The organism is gamma proteobacterium symbiont of Axiagastus rosmarus, from assembly GCF_059730925.1.
In genome coordinates, this window is record NZ_AP035925.1 from 1,413,372 (window position 1) to 1,428,247 (window position 14,876).

A 14,876-nucleotide genomic window follows, 5' to 3' on the forward strand; every position below is an offset into this window, starting at 1 on the left:
CGCTATTCCAGCTTCTGTTTCACTTTCTTCACGTCGTCAGCGCTGACCGGTGCGGCGGCATTTCCCCAGCTGTTGCGGATGTAGCTCACCACTGCGGCGATCTCCTCATCACCCAGCGTGCCGGCAAAGGCCGGCATTGCCGGTGCCGTCGGGCGGGCATCGGTATCGACACCGCGACTGCCGGCGGCGACCACCCGAATCAGCGAGGTGGCATCCTCCTGATTGAGCAACGGATTGTCCGCCAGCTGCGGGAAGATATTCTTCTCACCGCGGCCGCCCGGGCTGTGGCAGGCTGAGCACTTCGCCGCATAGATTTGCGCGCCCAGCTTCATGCGATCGTCCGTCGCGGCAAGTGCGGCGGGGGCTTTCTCATCACGCGATTCACCGCTTTTCAGGTACACCGCCACCGCCTGCAGATCTTCATCGCGCCAGTGCTGCGTGGAGTGACGCACCGCGTCGGCCATCGGACCGGAAGCGATATCGAAACGGTTCACGCCGGTACGCAGGTAGCTGACGATATCCTGCTGGCTCCATTTGCCCAGTCCGCTGTGCGGGTTCGCGGTGATGTCCGGCGCCATCCAGCCTTCGACCACTTCACCACGCAGGAACGCGCCATTTTTATCGCCGCCGAGCAGGTTTTTCGGCGTGTGGCAGGTGCCGCAGTGGCCCGCGCCCTGCACCAGATACGCACCGCGATTCCACTGGGCGGATTGACGGGCGTCCGGCTGGAACGCGCCCTGGTCAAAGTTGATCCAGTTCCACACCATCAGGCTGGTGCGGATGTTGAAAGGGAAGGGCAGCTGATTGGTCTCGACCGGGTTGTGTATCGGCTGCAGCGTCTGCATCCATGCCCACAAATCCTGCAGATCCTTATCCGACATTTTGGTGTACGCGGTGAACGGCATCGCGCCGTACAGCCGCTTGCCGCCGTGGCCGATACCCTCGGTCATGGCGCGGCGGAAATCTTCATAGCGCCAGTTGCCGATGCCGGTTTCGCGGTCCGGCGTGATGTTAGCGCCGACCAGTGTACCAAACGGCGTCTGCAACCTGACGCCCCCGGCAAACGGCTGTTGCGGGTCGGCGGTGTGGCAGGCGGTGCAGTCCGCCAGCGTGGCGATATAGCTGCCGCGCGCGTACTGATCGTATTCCGGCTGGGCGTGAGACACAAAGCTGGTAAGCAGCAGCGCGGCAGCGCACAGAGAGAGGCGTGTTTTCATGCGGTAATCATCTCCCCGGGACGTTGCAGATAGTAGTGACGAATCGCATGCGCCGCTTTGAATGCCAGCGCGCCGACGGTGCCGGTCGGGTTATAGCCCGGGTTTTGTGGAAAGGCTGACGCGCCCACCACGAACAGGTTCGGTACATCCCACACCTGCAGATGTTTATTGACCGAGCTGGTTGAGGGATCGCTGCCCATGATAAAGCCGCCAACCACGTGCGACGACTGATACGGCACGCTGCTCCAGTGGCCGGTCATCGGTTTGACAATCATCTCGCGCGGGTTCATCGATTTAGCGATTTCCGCCACTTTACCCGTGCAGTACTGCGCCATTTTCAGATCGTTCGCCGCAAAGTCGAAAGTGATGCGCAGCAGCGGTCGGCCGTGCGGATCTTTGTAGTTGGGATCCAGCGACAGATAGTTGGTGCGCGTGGTGTAGCTGCTGGCCTCGCAGCCAATCGACATGGTGCTGAGGTAGTTGTCTTTCAGCGCGCGCTTCCACTTCGAGCCCCATTTGGGCGTGTTGGGCGGCAGAGGCCGGTAGCCAATCGGTGCCGAGCCGATGGGCGTCACGCGGATGCTGCCGCCGCCGAAGAAGCCCAGACCGCTGTGGTCAAAATTATCGTTATTGAATTCATCAATGCCCATGCCCACCGCGCCGGCACCGATAAACGGGTTAAAGTTTTTGTTGTCGAAAAACAGCGTGACGCCGTTGGCGGTCTGGTAGGCGTAATTGCGACCGGTGGTGCCTTTATTGGTGACCGGATCATAGGCCTGGCCAATGCCGGAGAGCAGCATCAGGCGCACGTTTTCAAAGGTAAAGGCGGCGACGATCACCAGATCGGCCGGCTGTTCCCACTTATCGCCGGAGGAGTCGATGTAGGTGACGCCGGTGGCCTGTTTGCCGCTGGCATCGGTCAGCACTTCCAGCACTTCGCAGTTGGTGTACGCGGTAAAGTTCTCTTTGCGCATCAGCGCCGGCAGCACGGTGGTGATGGCGCTGGCTTTCGAGTAGTTGGCGCAGCCGTAGTTGGTGCAGAAGCCGCAGAAGGTGCAGGGACCCATGGTGACGCCATAGGGATTGGTGTACGCCTCGGAGACCAGCGAGGACGGCACCGGAAACGGCTGGTAGCCGAGATTTTTTGCTGCTTCGGCAAACAGCGTCGGACCATAGGGCTGGCGCAGCGGCGGCGTCGGATAGTCGGCCGACCGCGCACCTTCGAACGGATTGCCGCCCGCCCGTTTCTGTCCCTGAATATTGCCGGCGTAACCCGAGGTGCCGGCCACGCGCTCAAATTGCATGTAGTGCGGCTCCATCTCCTCCCAGCTGGTGCCCCAGTCCTGCAGCACCAGCTCATCCGGAATGGCACTGGCGCCGTAGCGTTCGGTCAGGTGGCTTTTCAGGCGAAACTCTTCCGGCTGAAAGCGAAAGGTAATGCCGGCCCAGTGGTTGCCCGCGCCGCCGGTGCCGTTGCCCGGATGGAACGAGCCCCAGGTACGCATCGGCAGGGCGGTTTGCGACGGATTGTTGCGCATGGTGCAGGTGTTCTGCCGCGTGCGTAGCATCAGCTCTTCGCGCATCACGTAGCGCAGCTCGTCGGTGACGGTGCCAATATTGAAGTCGCGCGCGGTGTCGCGCCACGGGCCGCGCTCAATGCCGATCACTTCCAGGCCTTCGTCGGCCAGTTCATTGGCGATAATCGATCCGGCCCAGCCGAGACCAATCACCACCACATCGGTTTTCGGTAATTTCTTCATCATCTATCCCCGTGCTTTCCATTGCGCAATGCTGATCGGCTCTAAGCCCAGATTTTCGTTGTGGCGCTCAACGTATTCGCGATAGTCGTAGCGCGCGCCGGGAAAGCCCAGCATCTTCCATGACACCATGTCTTTGTTGCCGCCGTAGATCGGATCGGCAAAGAAGCCTTCCATGGTGTTGTTCAGCACCTCAAGAAACAGCGACTGCGCATCAAAGCCGCTGAAATGCACCTTTCCGGCTTCCATGTCTGCCAGCAGCGCGTCCTGCTGCGCCGGCGTCAGATCGACAAAGTTCTTTTGCGAGGTTTGCTGCACGTAGCGGTTGAGCGCCGCCAGCCCCAGGCGATAGCGCTGTTGCGGCACCAGCGGCGACTGGTCGCCCTGCTCGGTGGTGCCCTGCTGAAACGGGCCCTGCATGTAGAGGCGTTCGAAGGTGCCATAAAAGCCGTGCAACTGGCGGTCGATAAAGACAGCGCAGCCGGCTTCTTTGCCGCCCACGCTCAGCTCGTCCGCCGGGATAATGCGGTCAACCATGGCTTCCACGGTGCGCGCTTCTTCCTCGGTGAAGAACAGCCAGCCCTGAGCCTGGAGCTGTTCCGGTGGGTTATCGGCGAAGGGTGTCCAGCCGGGAGCGCCCTTGAGGGAGACAGCATCGGCGGCGCGGGTGACGCCAGCGGCAACGCCCAGCGTCGACCAGGTCAGTACCTGGCGTCGTGTGACACCAGGCAGGGTTTTGGCTCGTTTTTTCATTATCGCTTCCAGACAGAGTAACAAGATAAGGCGTAACCGGCCGGCGTGTGCGGCGACACAACGGGCCGGAATCTTCAGTTTTTGTAAATTTTTATGGCGAATGTTAACTGTAGACGGGCTGGGTGGTGGCGACCAATAACCGTACAAAAAAGTGCACTATTTGATAATCCGCCGGTTATTTCCTGAACTAAGCGCCACGTTAAATCTGCAGGCTTCGCTTGAACTCAGCGCGCTGGCTGCCAGGCTTAACCGTTTCAACCACGAAATAACCAGGAGGAAATATGTCGCGCTTTGCAGAGAAAGTGGTGGTGATTACCGGAGCCGGATCCGGCATTGGTGCCGCAGCGGCGCAGCGTTTCGCCAGTGAAGGCGCACAGGTGGTGCTGGTGGGCAGAACCCGCGACAAGCTGGAACAGGTGCTGAGCACGCTGAGCGGCGAGAAGCATCTGGTGGCACCCTGCGACGTCGGCGATGCGGATCAGGTTAAACAGCTGGCAGAGCAGGTGCAGCAGCAGTATGGGCGCGTGGATGTGCTGGTGAATAACGCCGGCAGCATCGTGCAGGGCAAAATTCACGAAGTGTCGATAGCGGACTGGAAGTCGCTGATGAGCACTGACCTCGACGGTGTATTTTACTGCACCCACTTCTTTATGCCCGCGCTGCTCAACAGTAAAGGCAACGTGGTAAATACCTCGTCGGTATCCGGACTGGGCGGCGACTGGGGCATGAGTGTCTACAACGCTGCCAAGGGCGCGGTGACCAATTTTACCCGCGCGCTGGCGATGGATTATGGCACGGACGGCGTGCGCGTTAACGCCGTTTGTCCCGGCTTTACCTTCACCGATCTCACCGAAGAGATGAAAAACGATGAGGCGCTGCTTGCACGCTTCTATGACCGTATTCCGCTGGGCCGCGCCGGTGAACCGGAAGATATCGCCAGCGCGATTGCTTTCATCGCCAGCGACGACGCGCGTTATATCACCGGTGTTAACCTGCCGGTCGATGGCGGCCTGACGGCGTCGAACGGCCAGCCGAAACAGGCGTGAGTGATAACAGGCGGAGCATCAGGTGTAATCACACCGTCAATCCGCCTGTTATTCGGTCATTGCTCACCCGCTTCGCCATCGTGACACGCTGACACATAGCTGGCCGTATAACCGCCGTTCGCTAACGCCACGATTCTGGCAAAGCCAGACGCGCCAAAATGCATGCCGGCAATCACCGTATTTTCCGCTGCCACCTGCTGCAAAATACGCCGGCGCGTCTCGCTGGCCATGACGGGATCAATATCGAAGGCGATAGAAACCTGCGGACAGGCCAGCTGAACAGGCGGGTAATGCACAATATCACCCCAAATCAATAAACGCTCGCCGTCTGAATCAATGCGAAAACCGCAATGCCCCGGGGTATGGCCGGGTAACGCCAGCGCACGGATTCCCGGGCTGATCTCCTCATCCGCCATCAGCTGCAGCCGCGGGCCATAAGCCTGCAGGGTGCGCCGCACCAGCGCCGCGTTTAACTGCGCGCGTTCACTCAGCTGGCTGATCGCCGCATCATCCTGCCAGAAGGCGGCTTCGCTGTGGCTAAGGCAGAGCCGGGCATGGCGAAAGACCGGCTGACCCGCGCTGTCCAGCAAGCCGCCAATATGATCGGGGTGCGCATGGGTTAATAACAGGGTATCGATGTCGTCCGGCGTCACCCCGGCCAGCTGCAGATGAGGCAGTAATTTGCCGCTCTGCGCATCGCGTTTTCCCATCCCGGTATCCACCAGAATCACGCGTCCCTGACCGCGGATCAGATAACAAAACACATGGATGTCGCCCGGCTGTGCTATGCCTGCCTGGCGTTGCAGATCGACCGCATCGTCGTGGTGAATATCCGTTAATAAACTCAGACTGGCTTGCATAGTGCCGTCGCTGATGGCGCTGACCTGATATTTCCCTGTGGTGTATGAAAATATTGCCTGGCTCATAATGATCTCTGTGCGCTAATTTATTCGTTCACGTTAAACAAAATAACGCGGCAATTTTCGCGGCGGATTAGCGCGATGATAATGCTGCGTCAGTGGCTGTTAGCGCGATAATGACGCTAACACCGTTAAGGTGACCAGTGTCATTTTTGACAGAGTTGAGACCCGGATTGTCATGGACATAAAAATTTTGCGCGCCTTTGCCACTGTCGCGGCGCTGGAGCATATTGGTCAGGCTGCGGAACGGTTACATATTTCGCCGTCACCGCTTAGCCGGCAAATTCAGCAGCTGGAAAGCGAACTGGGCATGGTGCTGTTTCACCGTGAAAAGAAACGTCTGCGCCTGACGGACGAGGGTAAGCGCTTTCTCACCGAGGTGACGCCCTTTTTGCAGCATCACGAACGGTTAAAAGAGTATGCGCAGCATCTGCAGCAGGGTGACGTCGGCCGGCTGGATATAGGATATGTGGAGGCGGCTATTCACTCGCGCCTGCTGCCCGCGGCACTGGCGCGGCTGGCACCGGGGGCGGGCATTGATGTCCGGCTGCATGCGTTACGTTCCGCACAGCAAATTGCCCGGTTAGAGGCGGGGGCGATCGATATTGCCATTGTGCATACGCTGCCGCACGATGACGCGGATTTTGTGCATAAGAAGATCGCGACCGAACCGTTGCTGCTGGCGATGCCAGCATCCAGTGCGCTGACCGCGCCCGTACCGGCTGATTTGCACGGCCGGGCGTGGATTGCCGACCAGGAAAATCTCAACCCTGCCGCGCGGGCGCGATTACTGGCAGCCTGCCAGCGCGCCGGCTTCCAGCCGGATATTCGTTTTGAAGTGAATGGTCCGCTGGCCGCGCTTGCCTGCGTTGAAGCCGGGCTGGGTTTCACCCTGATCCAGCATAGCCTGGCGCGCATCGTACCGGATAACGTTGTGCTGATGCCGCTACCCGATCTGGCGCTGGAGATTGTGCTGTATGCCGTCTGGCGCAGGCAGGATACCCGGCCGTTAACGGCGCGTTTTCTGCAGCAGCTTTGCCTCACGCCCGCCGTGGCGCCGCGGTAAGCCTGAGCGGAGACGCATCAGCCGGCGACATCCTGCAGCGCTTCCTGCAAATTGTACCAGCGGAAACCAAAGCCGGACTCCTCCAGCCGCTTCGGCAGCACGTGCTGCCCGCCCAGCACCAGCACGGCGGATTCTCCCATCATCAGTTTGATGGCGCTGGCCGGTGTGCGCATAAAGGCCGGACGATGCATCACCTGGCCCAGCGTGGCGGCGAACTGCTCGTTGCGCACCGCGTAAGGCGCCACCATGTTGAACGGGCCCTGCAACTGATCGTTATCGATCAACCACAGGATGGCGTTGACCAGATCGTCCACGTGGATCCACGGCAGGTACTGTTTGCCGCTGCCAATCGGTCCGCCGACGCCAAGTTTGAACGGCAGCTTCATTTTGCTCAGCGCGCCACCTTCGCGCGCCAGCACCACGCCGGTGCGCAGCAGGCACACGCGGGTGCGCTCGCTTTGCGCCTTCAGCGCCAGCTGCTCCCAGCGGGCGCACAGGGTGTGAGTAAACTCCTCGTGGCCCGGATCGTCCTCGGTCACCACCACATCGCCGGTATCACCATAAAAGCCGGTAGCCGAGCCGGAAATCAACAGGCGCGGTGGATTGCTGCTGGCGTGGATCAGCGAGACGATCTGTTCAGTGATTTGCCAGCGGCTTTCGCACAGGCGCTGCTTCTGCTGCTCGGTCCAGCGCTTGTCGGCAATCGGTTCTCCCGCCAGATTGATGACGCCGTCAATAGCATTGAGATCGGACTGCTGGTTAATGCCCGACCACAGCATCACGCGCGCATCGAGTTTTTCCCGCGCGGCCGCCACGTCACGCGTTACCACATTCACCTGATGGCCCAGCTGCAGCAGGCGCGGAATTAAATGGCGACCTATCAAGCCGGTACCGCCGGTAATAAGCAGGTGCATGTTTAGTCTCCCTGTCATTAATTATCTGCTCTGAATTGAGCATAGAAGAGAAGTGCCGCTGGGGCGTGACAGCGCTTACGCTTATGATGAAAAACCGCCAGTTTGCCGTGGTCCTGCGGCAAAACATCGGACCAGCGCGCCATTGCCTTAGCCGGCAAAAATCGGTAAACATGATGCACACCTGACGCTTAGCCGAGGCAGCTGATGAACTATCCCGCCATTACGTTGTGGTCCGATTCCTGTTTTTTTAGCCCGTATGCCATGTCAGTTTATGTTGCGCTTACCGAGAAAGGCATTCCCTTTACTGTCAGGCGCGTTGACCTGTCGCGCAATGCACAGCTTGACGATGAATACCGCGGCCTGTCGCTGACCTGCCGTGTGCCCACGCTGCAAATTGATGATGTCAGCCTGAATGAATCCTCGGCCATCGCCGAATACCTCGAAGAGCGTTTTCCGGCGCCGGAGTTTGAGCGCCTCTATCCGCGCGATCGCGAAAAACGTGCTCACGCGCGCGAAGTGCAGGCATGGCTGCGCAGCGATTTACTGGCGCTGCGCACGGAGCGACCCACCGAAGTGCTGTTTGCTGCTGAACGCTTTGCTCCGCTCACCCCCGCTGGCGAACAGGCCGCCAGTAAACTGATTGCCGCGGTGCAGCGCCTGCTGCCGGACGGCCAACAGAACCTGTTTGGCGAGTGGTCGATTGCCGACACCGACCTGGCGGTGATGATTAACCGGCTGGCGCTGCACGGCGATCCGCTGCCGGTGAAGCTGCAGCACTATGCAGAATTCCAGTGGCAGCGCGCCTCGGTGCAGCTGTGGCTGGCCGAGTCGGGTAAAGCACGCTAAAACCTTGCGGCGGCGAAAAGAACGCTTTACCTTAGCGCTCATTCTAATAAAGCATCGCAAACAGGCGCGTGCTGGGCACGCCGAAAACAGAGAAAGGGTTACCGGATGGTGGATCAAACGGCAGGTGACGGTATCGAGTGGGTGGATATCGTTAGCGAAGAAAACGAAGTGATTGCGCAGGCCAGCCGTGCGCAGATGCGTGCGCAATGTCTGCGCCATCGCGCTACCTATATTGTGGTGCACGACGGCTTGGGCAAGATTCTGGTGCAACGCCGTACCGAGAGCAAAGATTTCATGCCGGGTATGCTGGATGCCACTGCGGGCGGCGTGGTGCAAAGCGGTGAAGACCTGCTGGAATCCGCCCGTCGTGAAGCGGAAGAGGAGCTCGGCATCGCCGATGTCCCGTTCGCCGAGCACGGCAAATTCTACTTCGAAGATCAGCACTGCCGCGTATGGGGTGGACTGTTCAGCTGCGTGTCGCACGGTCCGTTTGCCATGCAGGAAGAGGAAGTGGATGAAGTGTTCTGGATGACGCCGGAAGAGATCACCGCCCGCTGTGATGAATTCACCGATGATTCACTCAAAGCCCTGTCGCTGTGGCTGAGCCGCAACAGTGACGCGGTGCGCAGTAAGCAAAGCAGCGAAGCCTGATTCCTGCGCTTCCGCATTAAGGCACCCTAAGGGTGCCTTTTGTGTTTAATGCTGGCTGAGAATGCGGGTGAGAATGTTCAGCGCCGTACTGAACTGGGCGTCCGGAATGGTTAGCGGATAAAGAAAGCGGATCACGTTGCTGTGCACGCCGCATGTCAGCAGAATCAATCCTTCGGCCAGCGCCTGCTGCTGAATCGCTTTGGCGATTTCCGCCGAGGGCCGGCCGCTGGCGTCATGAAACTCCGCCGCCATCATTGAGCCATAGCCGCGTACCTCGGCCAGCGCACGGCAGCCGGCGCCGTTCAACGCTTCCGCCAGCTGCGTACCGAGCCATTGCGCACGCTCGCACAGCTTTTCCTCACTGATAATATCCAGCACCGCATGCGCGGCGGCAATTGCTGGCGGATGGCCGGCATAGGTGCCGCCCAGACCACCCGGCTCCGGTGCATCCATCACCGCGGCCCGGCCGCTTACCGCCGACAGCGGAAACCCGCCTGCCAGACTTTTCGCCAGTGTGATCAGATCCGGCTGTACCTCATAATATTCGCTGGCAAACAGCCTGCCGGTGCGCGCAAAACCGCTCTGTACTTCATCGGCGATCAGCAGGATGCCGTGGCGATCGCACAGCTGGCGCAGCGCCGTCACAAACTCTGGCGGCGCGACATAGAATCCGCCTTCGCCCTGAACCGGTTCAAAGATGATGGCCGCCACCTGCTGTGGCGCGATATCGCTGCGGAAAATCGTCTCCAGACTGTCGAGCGCATCGTGCACGCTGACGTTATGCAGCGCATTGGGGTAGCGCGCGTGAAACACCGGGCTGGCAAACGGGCCGAAGCCGGTTTTGTAAGGCAGCACTTTGCCGGTCAGCGCCATGGTCATATTGGTGCGACCGTGGAACGCGCCGCTGAAGGCGATAATCCCCGGGCGGCCGGTGGCTGCGCGCGCGATTTTCACCGCGTTCTCAACCGCCTCGGCGCCGGTAGAGAAGAAAGTGGTTTTCACGGCGCCTTCAATCGGCACCAGCGCATTCAGACGCTCCGCAAGGTGAATGTAGTTCTCATAGGGCACGATTTGAAACGCGGTATGGGTGAAGCACGTCAGCTGCTGCTGTACCGCCGCCAGCACTTTGAGATGCCGGTGTCCGGTATTGAGCACCGCAATGCCGGCGGCGAAATCAATATATTCCCGCCCCTGCTGGTCCCACAGCGTGGCGTTTTCGGCTTTCGCCGCAAAGAAATCACACATCACGCCCACGCCTCGCGGCGTGGCCTGTAACCGACGGCTGTGCACATCACTGTTGCTCATTGCTGACCTCGTAAGTCGCGGGAGAGTGTAATCAGTGTTAGCGCGCAGGCGGGATTTTGCCAGTGCGTTTATACGGGCAGGGTTGTGGCGCAGGATAAAAAAAAGCACGCCCGGGCGGGCGTGCTGATGCGGAGCGGGGAAGGGGATTAGCCTTCAGCCTGCTGCGACTGAATCGCCGTCAGCGCAATGGTGTAGACAATATCATCGACCAGCGCACCGCGTGACAGGTCGTTAACCGGTTTGCGCATGCCCTGCAGCATCGGCCCGATGGAGATCAGGTCGGCAGAACGCTGCACCGCTTTGTAAGTGGTGTTACCGGTGTTGAGATCCGGGAAGATAAATACCGTCGCACGTCCGGCCACCGCTGAGTTCGGTGCTTTAGACTTGGCGACGTCTTCCATGATTGCGGCGTCGTACTGCAGCGGGCCATCAATCACCAGATCCGGGCGTTTTTCCTGCGCAATGCGCGTTGCTTCACGCACTTTCTCTACGTCACTACCGGCACCGGAGTTACCGGTAGAGTAGGAGATCATCGCTACGCGTGGATCGATGCCGAAGGCTTTAGCGGAGTCGGCGGACTGAATCGCGATCTCGGCCAGCTGCTCCGGATTAGGATCCGGGTTGATGGCGCAGTCGCCGTACACCAGCACCTGCTCTGGCAGCAGCATGAAGAACACCGAGGAGACCAGCGAGCTGTTCGGCGCGGTTTTGATTAGCTGCAACGGCGGACGAATGGTGTTGGCGGTGGTGTGAACCGCGCCCGAGACCAGACCGTCAACTTCGCCGCTTTCCAGCATCATGGTGCCCAGCACCACGTTATCTTCCAGCTGCTCCTGCGCGACCACTTCGGTCATGCCTTTGCTCTTACGCAGCTCAACCAGGCGCGGCACGTAGTTGTCACGCACCACCTGCGGATCGACAATTTCAATGCCTTTACCGAGCTCAACGCCCTGCGCTGCGGCCACGCGCTGAATCTCATCCGGATTGCCCAGCAGCACACAGGTGGCGATGCCGCGCTCGGCACAAATCGCCGCCGCTTTAACGGTACGCGGTTCGTCGCCTTCCGGCAGGACGATGCGCTTGCCGGCTTTACGCGCCAGTTCGGTGAGCTGATAGCGGAATGCCGGCGGTGACAGACGACGGCTGCGTTCGGATGTGGCGGTCAGTGATTCAACCCAGTCAGCATTGATAAAGCCGGCCACATACTCCTGCACTTTTTCGATGCGCTGCGTGTCGTCAGCCGGCACTTCCAGGTTAAAGCTCTGCAGGCTGAGCGAGGTTTGCCAGGTGTTGGTTTTTACCATGAACACCGGCAGGCCGGTCTGGAAGGCGCGTTCGCACAGACGGGCGATCGGCGCTTCAATCTGATAGCCGCCGGTCAGCAGCACCGCACCAATTTCGATGCCGTTCATCGCCGCCAGACAGGCCGCCACCAGCACGTCAGGACGGTCGGCTGAGGTCACCAGTAGCGAGCCCGGACGGAAGTGCTCCAGCATATGCGGGATGCTGCGCGCGCAGAAGGTGACGGATTTGACGCGACGCGTGTGGATTTCACCTTCGTTGATGATCTCCGCGTTGAGATGGCGGCACATATCAATGGCGCGCGTCGCGATCAGATCAAAGCTCCACGGCACGCAGCCCAGCACCGGCAGCGGGCTGTTGGCGAACAGCTGCTTAGGATCGATGTTGGCAATGCTGGCTTTCGAGGAGTCGTCGAAAATTTCTGACAGATCCGGACGGGTACGGCCCTGCTCATCTACTGGCGCGTTGAGTTTGTTGATGATGACGCCGGTGATGTTTTTGTTTTTGCTGCCGCCGAAGCTGCTCTGCGTCAGTTCGATGCGCTCTTTCAGCTGTGCCGGTGAGTCGTTACCCAGCGACATGACGAAGACGATTTCCGCATTCAGCGTTTTGGCAATTTCATAGTTCAGCGCCGAGGCAAACTGATGTTTGCGCGTCGGAACCAGGCCTTCCACCAGCACCACTTCCGCATCTTTGGCGTTGGCGTGGTAGTTGGCAATGATCTCTTCCATCAGCACATCCTGCTGGTTAGAACCCAGCAGCGACTCAACGCGGGACATTGGCAGCGGAACCGCGGCCGGAATAGCGGAGTTTTTGCGAATGATGGTGGTGGTCTGGTCTGGCGCATCGCCGCCAGCGCGCGGCTGGGCGATCGGTTTGAACACGCTCAGGCGCACGCCTTTGCGCTCCATGGCACGAATCACGCCAAGGCTGACGCTGGTCAGGCCGACGCTGGTGCCGGTAGGAATAAGCATAATTGTACGTGACACTATAGAAACCTCGCGGTGTTACAGGGTGTCAAAAACAACACCGTCAGCCGAAGCTGACGGAGAGAAACATTACGCGGTGAGGCGCGCGGCGTCCTGGGCGATGACCCACTCTTCATTAGTTGGAATCACCACCGCCGGGCGGGTACCTTCTTTATTGATGAAGCCGGACTTGCCGAAGCGTGCAGCCAGGTTGCGCTCGTGGTCAACCTCGAAGCCAAGCAGACCCAGTTTGTCCAGCGCCAGCTCACGCACCATCGCCGCGTTTTCACCGATACCGCCGGTAAACACCACCGCATCCAGACGGCCTTCCATCAGCGCGGTGTAGCTGCCGATGTACTTCGCCAGGCGGTGACAGAACACATCCATCGCACGTTTGGCATCGTCTTTGGTGGCGTAGTTATCTTCCACATAACGGCAGTCGCTGGTGACTTCGGTCAGGCCGAGCAGGCCGGACTCTTTGGTCAGCAGTTTGTTGATCGCATCGACGCTCATGCCCAGCGTATCGTGCAGGAAGAAGACGATAGCCGGATCGATGTCACCGCTGCGGGTGCCCATCACCAGGCCTTCCAGCGGCGTCAGACCCATTGAGGTATCCACGCACTGGCCGTTACGGATGGCCGCAACAGAACCGCCGTTGCCGAGATGGCAGGTGATGATGTTCAGCTCGCTGACCGGCTTGTTCAGCATTTTGGCGGCTTCCTGCGTCACATAGTAGTGACTGGTGCCATGCGCGCCGTAACGACGTACGCCGTGCTCTTTATACAGGTTGTACGGCAGGGCATAGAGATAGGACTCTTCCGGCATAGTCTGATGGAAGGCGGTGTCGAAAACGGCGACATTTTTATCCGACAGGTGCGGGAAGTTTTTCATGGCTTCGTCGATACCGATCAGGTGCGCCGGATTGTGCAGTGGCGCGAAGGACGACGCGTCTTTGATGCCCTGAATGACGGACTCGTCAATCACCACCGATTGCGTCAGCTGCTCGCCGCCGTGAACGATACGATGGCCGATTGCAGCGATTTGTGCCGAAAGCTCTGGTTTTTGTGCCAGAATAGTTTTAACGATGAAGTTCAGCGCTTCGCTGTGCGCTGCGCCCGCGCCGAGCGGGGCTTCCTGTTTGCTGCCGTCCAGTTTCCACTTGATGCGCGCTTCCGGCAGGTGGAAACACTCCGCCAGACCGGAAAGGTATTCGTCACCGCTGGCTGGATTGAGGATGGCAAACTTAAGAGAGGAGCTGCCGCAGTTGAGGACCAGTACTAACTTCGTCGACATGGAAGTACCTATTTTGTTAAATAGTGGCTAAAAATAACGCAATCAGACTAACAGCGTAGCCTATGAAAGCTGGTAGATTAATGATTAACATCATGCGCTAGTCAAAAAAGAAACGACACGCAAAAAATTTCGGTAATTTTACGCAGATTTTTGAAATCCACGAAGCGAAACATGGCTCCAGCGCGCTCTTTTATTGAGCTGCGGCTTCCGGTAATGTTGCAAAAACGGCGTCAGAATACCCACTGTGGCCCGCAAAGACAAAATCTTTTGAAGGATGTCACGTAAAGTTGTGTAGTTATAAAATTTTTTTAAATGTTGTAGTAATAGTTGAGGTCTACCATGGCGAATGACGCAGGCAATCCAGGCTGGTTCGGCTTATTTCAGCGCGGCCAGCACTACATGAAAACCTGGCCCGCCGACAAACGTCTGGCGCCGGTGTTTCCTGAGAACCGTGTGGTGACGGCAACCCGCTTTGCGATTCGCTTTATGCCACCGCTGGCCATTTTTACGCTGACGTGGCAAATCGCGCTCGGCGGGCAGCTCGGTCCGGCGATTGCCACCGCGCTGTTTGCCTGTAGCCTGCCGATGCAGGGATTATGGTGGCTGGGTAAACGTTCCGTCACGCCGCTGCCGCCAACGCTGCTGCACTGGTTCCACGAAGTGCGCGCCAAACTGGAAGAGGCCGGACAGGCCATTGCCCCCGTCGACGGCAAGCCGACTTACCAGGCGCTGGCGGATGTGCTCAAGCGTGCTTTTAAGCAGCTCGACCGTACTTTCCTCGACGATCTTTGATCAAATGGCGCTTTTCTCTGCCAGAGAATTTGCGCCCAATCCCGGT

At 59.1% G+C, this 14,876-nt stretch carries 13 protein-coding genes; 5 read left to right on the forward strand and 8 right to left on the reverse strand.

Annotated features, from left to right (window positions below):
• Positions 1-2: 2 nt before the first annotated feature.
• Genes AC6I8F_RS06525 through AC6I8F_RS06535 form a run of 3 tightly spaced genes read right to left on the reverse strand, consistent with a single transcriptional unit; the run spans position 3 to position 3,727 of the window.
• Positions 3-1,217 carry a cytochrome c gene (locus AC6I8F_RS06525; protein ID WP_058758428.1) on the reverse strand — a complete coding sequence of 405 codons (1,215 nt, stop codon included), beginning with the start codon at positions 1,215-1,217 and terminating at the stop codon, positions 3-5.
• Positions 1,214-2,980, reverse strand: coding sequence for a GMC family oxidoreductase (locus AC6I8F_RS06530; RefSeq protein WP_021509193.1), 1,767 nt, complete (start codon positions 2,978-2,980; stop codon positions 1,214-1,216). Before AC6I8F_RS06530 ends, AC6I8F_RS06525 begins: the two co-directional genes overlap by 4 nt.
• Entirely contained in the window at positions 2,981-3,727 is a 747-nt protein-coding gene (locus AC6I8F_RS06535) for a gluconate 2-dehydrogenase subunit 3 family protein (RefSeq protein ID WP_498028644.1), read from the reverse strand.
• 281 nt (positions 3,728-4,008) lie between these two features.
• Here AC6I8F_RS06535 and budC point away from each other — a divergent pair, with 281 nt between their 5' ends.
• The gene (budC, locus tag AC6I8F_RS06540) at positions 4,009-4,773 is read left to right on the forward strand and encodes a meso-2,3-butanediol dehydrogenase (protein ID WP_021509195.1); all 765 of its coding nucleotides are present in this window, start codon (positions 4,009-4,011) and stop codon (positions 4,771-4,773) included.
• Positions 4,774-4,829: 56 nt separating this feature from the next.
• Here budC and AC6I8F_RS06545 read toward each other — a convergent pair whose 3' ends face one another.
• A complete protein-coding gene (locus AC6I8F_RS06545) occupies positions 4,830-5,699 on the reverse strand; it encodes an MBL fold metallo-hydrolase (RefSeq protein WP_498028645.1) in 870 nt (289 codons plus the stop codon).
• Positions 5,700-5,871: 172 nt separating this feature from the next.
• On the opposite strand from AC6I8F_RS06545, the gene AC6I8F_RS06550 reads away from it, so the two are divergent.
• Entirely contained in the window at positions 5,872-6,759 is an 888-nt protein-coding gene (locus tag AC6I8F_RS06550) for a LysR family transcriptional regulator (RefSeq protein ID WP_498028646.1), read from the forward strand.
• 17 nt (positions 6,760-6,776) lie between these two features.
• On the opposite strand, the gene AC6I8F_RS06555 is transcribed toward AC6I8F_RS06550, so the two are convergent.
• The gene (locus AC6I8F_RS06555) at positions 6,777-7,673 is read right to left on the reverse strand and encodes a TIGR01777 family oxidoreductase (protein ID WP_262264420.1); all 897 of its coding nucleotides are present in this window, start codon (positions 7,671-7,673) and stop codon (positions 6,777-6,779) included.
• Between the two features lie 204 nt (positions 7,674-7,877).
• On the opposite strand from AC6I8F_RS06555, the gene yfcF reads away from it, so the two are divergent.
• Both yfcF and yfcD read left to right on the forward strand, forming a co-directional pair.
• The gene (gene yfcF, locus AC6I8F_RS06560; RefSeq protein ID WP_021509199.1) at positions 7,878-8,519 is read left to right on the forward strand and encodes a glutathione transferase; all 642 of its coding nucleotides are present in this window, start codon (positions 7,878-7,880) and stop codon (positions 8,517-8,519) included.
• Between the two features lie 105 nt (positions 8,520-8,624).
• Positions 8,625-9,170, forward strand: a complete 546-nt coding sequence (gene yfcD / locus AC6I8F_RS06565) for an NUDIX hydrolase YfcD (protein WP_498028647.1) — start codon at positions 8,625-8,627, stop codon at positions 9,168-9,170.
• Positions 9,171-9,215: 45 nt separating this feature from the next.
• Here the strand turns inward: yfcD and AC6I8F_RS06570 are convergent, their stop codons facing one another.
• From AC6I8F_RS06570 to ackA, 3 genes are all read right to left on the reverse strand, one after another.
• The gene (locus AC6I8F_RS06570; RefSeq protein ID WP_498028648.1) at positions 9,216-10,475 is read right to left on the reverse strand and encodes a 4-aminobutyrate--2-oxoglutarate transaminase; all 1,260 of its coding nucleotides are present in this window, start codon (positions 10,473-10,475) and stop codon (positions 9,216-9,218) included.
• Between the two features lie 146 nt (positions 10,476-10,621).
• Complete coding sequence (gene pta, locus AC6I8F_RS06575) at positions 10,622-12,766, reverse strand: phosphate acetyltransferase (RefSeq protein ID WP_176428128.1); 2,145 nt, start codon at positions 12,764-12,766, stop codon at positions 10,622-10,624.
• A gap of 69 nt (positions 12,767-12,835) precedes the next feature.
• Positions 12,836-14,038, reverse strand: a complete 1,203-nt coding sequence (gene ackA / locus AC6I8F_RS06580; RefSeq protein ID WP_021509203.1) for an acetate kinase — start codon at positions 14,036-14,038, stop codon at positions 12,836-12,838.
• 339 nt (positions 14,039-14,377) lie between these two features.
• Here ackA and yfbV point away from each other — a divergent pair, with 339 nt between their 5' ends.
• Positions 14,378-14,830 carry a terminus macrodomain insulation protein YfbV gene (gene yfbV / locus AC6I8F_RS06585; protein ID WP_021509204.1) on the forward strand — a complete coding sequence of 151 codons (453 nt, stop codon included), beginning with the start codon at positions 14,378-14,380 and terminating at the stop codon, positions 14,828-14,830.
• Positions 14,831-14,876: the final 46 nt, after the last annotated feature.

Bases quoted from the DNA above. Each gene is read 5' to 3' on its own strand.
- AC6I8F_RS06525 (WP_058758428.1), bottom strand. From the start codon at position 1,217: ATGAAAACACGCCTCTCTCTGTGCGCTGCCGCGCTGCTGCTTACCAGC.
- AC6I8F_RS06530 (WP_021509193.1), bottom strand. From the start codon at position 2,980: ATGATGAAGAAATTACCGAAAACCGATGTGGTGGTGATTGGTCTCGGC.
- AC6I8F_RS06535 (WP_498028644.1), bottom strand. From the start codon at position 3,727: ATGAAAAAACGAGCCAAAACCCTGCCTGGTGTCACACGACGCCAGGTA.
- budC (WP_021509195.1), top strand. From the start codon at position 4,009: ATGTCGCGCTTTGCAGAGAAAGTGGTGGTGATTACCGGAGCCGGATCC.
- AC6I8F_RS06545 (WP_498028645.1), bottom strand. From the start codon at position 5,699: ATGAGCCAGGCAATATTTTCATACACCACAGGGAAATATCAGGTCAGC.
- AC6I8F_RS06550 (WP_498028646.1), top strand. From the start codon at position 5,872: ATGGACATAAAAATTTTGCGCGCCTTTGCCACTGTCGCGGCGCTGGAG.
- AC6I8F_RS06555 (WP_262264420.1), bottom strand. From the start codon at position 7,673: ATGCACCTGCTTATTACCGGCGGTACCGGCTTGATAGGTCGCCATTTA.
- yfcF (WP_021509199.1), top strand. From the start codon at position 7,878: ATGAACTATCCCGCCATTACGTTGTGGTCCGATTCCTGTTTTTTTAGC.
- yfcD (WP_498028647.1), top strand. From the start codon at position 8,625: ATGGTGGATCAAACGGCAGGTGACGGTATCGAGTGGGTGGATATCGTT.
- AC6I8F_RS06570 (WP_498028648.1), bottom strand. From the start codon at position 10,475: ATGAGCAACAGTGATGTGCACAGCCGTCGGTTACAGGCCACGCCGCGA.
- ackA (WP_021509203.1), bottom strand. From the start codon at position 14,038: ATGTCGACGAAGTTAGTACTGGTCCTCAACTGCGGCAGCTCCTCTCTT.
- yfbV (WP_021509204.1), top strand. From the start codon at position 14,378: ATGGCGAATGACGCAGGCAATCCAGGCTGGTTCGGCTTATTTCAGCGC.